This window comes from Serratia sp. ASV30, from assembly GCF_016428815.1.
Lineage (GTDB): Bacteria > Pseudomonadota > Gammaproteobacteria > Enterobacterales > Enterobacteriaceae > Chania > Chania fonticola_C.
Map to the genome: position 1 here is coordinate 1 of NZ_JAELTL010000123.1, position 3,708 is coordinate 3,708.

General features: G+C 42.8%; 4 protein-coding genes and 1 pseudogene. 1 reads left to right on the plus strand and 4 read right to left on the minus strand.

Annotation, left to right across the window (positions count from 1 at the left end; all coding sequences use genetic code 11):
- A partial coding sequence (locus JHD74_RS25525; RefSeq protein WP_199063848.1) for a hypothetical protein occupies positions 1–271 on the plus strand: 271 nt, incomplete at its 5' end.
- Here the strand turns inward: JHD74_RS25525 and JHD74_RS25530 are convergent.
- From JHD74_RS25530 to JHD74_RS25545, 4 genes and pseudogenes are all read right to left on the minus strand, one after another.
- Positions 176–427, minus strand: a pseudogene (locus JHD74_RS25530) (dTDP-4-dehydrorhamnose 3,5-epimerase family protein); the annotation flags it as partial. The gene JHD74_RS25525 and the pseudogene JHD74_RS25530 sit on opposite strands and share 96 nt — an antisense overlap.
- 1 nt (position 428) lies before the next feature.
- Positions 429–1,298, minus strand: coding sequence for a glucose-1-phosphate thymidylyltransferase RfbA (gene rfbA / locus JHD74_RS25535; protein WP_199063845.1), 870 nt, complete (start codon positions 1,296–1,298; stop codon positions 429–431).
- A 19-nt stretch (positions 1,299–1,317) separates the two neighbouring features.
- Positions 1,318–2,382 (minus strand): dTDP-glucose 4,6-dehydratase, encoded by a 1,065-nt coding sequence (rffG, locus tag JHD74_RS25540; protein ID WP_199063846.1) that lies wholly within the window; start codon positions 2,380–2,382, stop codon positions 1,318–1,320.
- An 86-nt stretch (positions 2,383–2,468) separates the two neighbouring features.
- The coding region (locus JHD74_RS25545; protein WP_233169682.1) for a lipopolysaccharide biosynthesis protein at positions 2,469–3,708 on the minus strand (1,240 nt) is incomplete at its 5' end.

Below are 3,708 nucleotides of genomic sequence, written 5' to 3' on the forward strand. Positions count from 1 at the left end.
CCCCCCCCCCCCCCCCCCCCCCCCCCCCCCCCCCCCCCCCCCCCCCCCCCCCCCCCCCCCCCCCCCCCCCCCCCCCCCCCCCCCCCCCCCCCCCCCCCCCCCCCCCCCCCCCCCCCCCCACACCCCCTTTTTTAGTTGGCATCGTCGGCAGCGTCAGATGTGTATAAGAGACAGCTGCAACATCGAAAACTTCGCCACGAACAACTCGAACCAACTTACCCTGCGGATTTACTTTCTGAAAATGCAAACCACGCAGCACACCTTTCGCTGAGCGCGAATGGTTATCTTGGACAAAATCAAGTTCGATGTCCAACATCTCTTGGTAGCGTTTTTTCTCAAATGTTTCGAGGAAGAATCCACGCGTATCTCCAAATACTTTCGGCTGGATAATCTTGACACCGTCTATTCTAGTATTTTTAACTTGCATGTTACTTTTCCCCAATCAAATGCGATAGATATTGGCCATAAAGTGTTTTACCGAGCAATTTGGCCTCTTCTGCCACTTGCTCACGAGAAAGCCAGCCTTTACGGAAAGCGATTTCCTCCAAACATGCTACTTTGAATCCTTGACGTTTCTCGATAGTATGAATAAACTGTGAAGCCTCAACCAAACTATCGTGGGTCCCGGTATCTAACCACGCAAAGCCACGGCCAAGTAACTCGACATTCAATTTTCCTGCATCAAGATACATCTGGTTGAGAGTGGTGATCTCCAATTCCCCACGGTGAGACGGTTTTACTTGCTTAGCCATCTCTACCACGTTGTTATCATAGAAATAAAGACCGGTTACAGCCCAATTTGATTTAGGCTGCGTAGGCTTTTCTTCCAATGACAGTGCACGGAAATTTTCATCAAATTCAACAACACCAAATCGCTCTGGATCCATTACCTGATAACCAAACACCGTTGCTCCTGTACCCTGTGCAACGACGTTCTCTAATTTTTTACCGAAGCTCTGGCCAAAATAAATGTTATCACCCAACACCAATGCACAGCGATCTCCGTTGATGAACTCTTCACCGATCAGGAAAGCTTGTGCCAGACCATCTGGGCTTGGCTGAATTTCGTAGCTAAGATTAATACCGAAACGGCTACCATCCCCAAGTAAGCGTTTGAAGGAAGGCATATCATCTGGAGTAGAGATGATCAGGATATCTCGGATCCCAGCCAACATCAGCACAGAGATCGGATAATAAACCATCGGTTTATCATAAATAGGTAATAACTGCTTAGATACACCACGTGTAATAGGATACAGACGCGTACCAGAACCACCCGCAAGTACAATCCCTTTCATTAGTCTTTCCTCAATAAAATTAACGGGTTAATCCCAAGCGTTCGCCAGCATAAGAACCATCTTTAACACGGCTCCACCACTCTTCATTTGCAAGATACCACTCTACGGTTTTCCGGATACCACTCTCAAAAGTCTCTTGTGGCTTCCAACCCAGTTCCTCGTCAATTTTGGATGCGTCAATTGCATAACGCATATCATGACCAGGGCGATCTGTAACGTAGGTAATCAAATCTTCATACACAGTGATACCTTCTGGTTTTGCTGGTACTAGCTCATCCAGCAGTCGGCAGATGGTTTGTACTACTTCAATGTTCTTACGCTCGTTGTGCCCACCGATGTTATAGGTTTCACCGACAACGCCTTTAGTTACTACGGTATAAAGCGCGCGAGCATGGTCTTCTACATACAACCAATCCCGTACCTGAGCCCCATTACCGTATACCGGTAGCGGTTTGCCATCCAGAGCATTCAGAATAACCAGTGGGATCAGCTTTTCAGGGAAATGGTAAGGGCCGTAGTTGTTTGAGCAGTTGGTGACAATTGTCGGCAGGCCGTAGGTACGCAACCAAGCCCTCACCAGATGATCGCTTGATGCTTTAGATGCCGAGTAAGGACTACTAGGCGCATAAGGTGTCGTTTCCGTAAACAAATCATCCGTGCCGTGCAGATCACCATAAACTTCATCAGTCGATATATGATGGAAGCGGAAGGCCTCTTTCGCGACAGGCACAAGATTGTTCCAGTATTGACGAGTTGCTTCCAACAATGTGTAGGTCCCAACGATGTTGGTTTCAATGAATGCAGCAGGCCCATCAATGGAACGGTCAACGTGGCTCTCCGCTGCTAAATGCATCACAGCATCAGGCTGAAATTCGCTGATGATACGATCCAATTCAATACGGTTACAAATATCGACATGCTCGAACTTAAAGCGCTCATCGGACGCAATCAGTTTAAGTGACTCAAGATTTCCCGCATAGGTCAAACTATCTACCACCATGATTTCATCCTGAGTATCGTTTATTATGTGACGGGCTACAGCTGACCCAATGAAACCAGCTCCACCTGTGACGATAATTTTCATAGTGCCCCTTATAATAAAAACAGAAAATAAAGATAATACAATTAGAAGATAAAATTAATTCACATTAAAAACCATATGCACCTAACTTATATTTTGACCTTGAAGCCTTTAAGATAGGAACGGTTAACAAACATGAGAAGGATTAGTACGCTAGCCCAATAGAATTTCAAATAAACAAAAAATTCACCACCATATACTGCTTCGACCGACGCCCCCATAACACATAAGAATGTAAAAAAATATAGTTCTATCCTAGGTATCTTCTTCCAACATAGTATCGAGAATTCAGTCCTGAAAATTAAAAAAAACCAGAATGTCATACATGTACTAACGGCAGCTCCCGCAGCCCCATAACAAGGCACGAGAATATAATTAAGCCCGAAATTAATACCCAATGCAAACAACGAAGCCAACATTGAATAATATGTTTTTTTGCTTATTCCAATCCCCACAACTGTTGTTTCTGATAATGTATAAAGCAAGGGATAACCAAGACATGCTAATAAAATAAATTTAACATTACCATAAACTTCAGGAATGAAAAAATCAACAACCCAAGATAAAAGTCCTGCAATACAAAATAAGGCAACAACGACGAATAACAAATATCTTGACGCTTTTGTCACCAGCCCCAAACTTTCTTTTTCATTGTTAGCAAGTTTGTAAACCATTGGAGCCCAAAGAGTTGAAAAAATACTCTGTATTATTGTCGCCGCACTTGCGAAACTGACCGCAACAGAAAATATTGCCAATTGTTCAAATGTGGATAGTGTTCGTAAAAACATTCTGTCCATAACCGTTACGCCCCAGAAAGCCAAACTTCCTAATATCAATGGAAATCCGAAACGAATCATTTCCTTAGATTTAAAATAATTCACACGAGAAGTAATGGCTAATAGGCAATCTTTTTTTGTTATAAATAGCATTATAATTAAAGTTAGAAAGAAACCAAAGAAGTTTGCCCACAACAATTGTTCAAAATTAAAGTATTCCCAGAAATAATAAATACACAGCAAGCTTATTAATATAACTATTTTAGGAACCAATTGGCTCAATGAGAACCCGACCCCTCTCCCTTCCATTCTTACTACTAAAGATAAAAATCTCAATATAAAGTTAAAGAGAAGAATAAAAATAACTAACAGACCAACAGAAACACTTTCTCTTTCAAACAAAAGTAAAGATACATATTCTGGATTCCAAGCAAACACAAAGATTGTCAATAGTAATAATATAAATCCCGGGGCTATTGATATTTTAAGCAACTCTCCTTTGCATTTACTTTCATGGTACTGTCTCTTATACACATCTCCGAGCCCACGAGAC

What these genes read in the sequence shown, in the direction of transcription:
- rfbA (WP_199063845.1), bottom strand. Translation starts at nt 1,298, where the DNA reads ATGAAAGGGATTGTACTTGCGGGTGGTTCTGGTACGCGTCTGTATCCT.
- rffG (WP_199063846.1), bottom strand. Translation starts at nt 2,382, where the DNA reads ATGAAAATTATCGTCACAGGTGGAGCTGGTTTCATTGGGTCAGCTGTA.